This is a genomic window from Mesorhizobium sp. M5C.F.Ca.IN.020.29.1.1, assembly GCF_003997375.1.
Taxonomy (GTDB): Bacteria; Pseudomonadota; Alphaproteobacteria; order Rhizobiales; family Rhizobiaceae; genus Mesorhizobium; species Mesorhizobium wenxiniae.
The window spans coordinates 1-427 of the sequence record NZ_RZSW01001203.1 but is presented as its reverse complement, the minus strand read 5'-3'; the positions used below and the strand labels follow the sequence as shown (position 1 = coordinate 427).

Below are 427 nucleotides of genomic sequence, written 5' to 3'. Positions count from 1 at the left end.
CCGGAACTGGTCTGGAACGGAACCCGTGCGCTGCTGCCCAAGAACAAGGTGAAGCTCCTGCTCAACCTAATTCTCGTCGCCAACGCCGCCATTCCGCGTGGCGGTAAGCTTACGGTTACGCTTGAAAACCTCGACACAGAACCACGCTTTGCGCTCGCCGCGAGCGGTCCGATGCTGCGCGTGCCGCCCAAATTCCTGGAACTCCATTCCGGCAACAAGCCTGAAGAACCGATCGACGCGCATTCGGTGCAGCCCTACTACACGCTGCTTCTGGCGCGCGAGGCGAACATGACGATATCGATACACGCAACCGCAGAAGAAATCGTGCTATCGGCCGCTTGAAGTTGCTAAGGTGAGTGACAAGAACAGACAACTATTTTTAGACAATGTTTACTACGCCCTCACGGATGAATGACATGAACCTTCC

Annotated in this window: 1 protein-coding gene; it reads left to right on the top strand. The window is 55.7% G+C overall.

All coding sequences use genetic code 11. From position 1 onward, the window contains the following. On the top strand, positions 1 to 342 hold a 342-nt coding region (locus tag EOA85_RS37040; RefSeq protein ID WP_245486435.1), incomplete at its 5' end, for a histidine phosphotransferase family protein. Positions 343 to 427 lie beyond the last annotated feature (85 nt).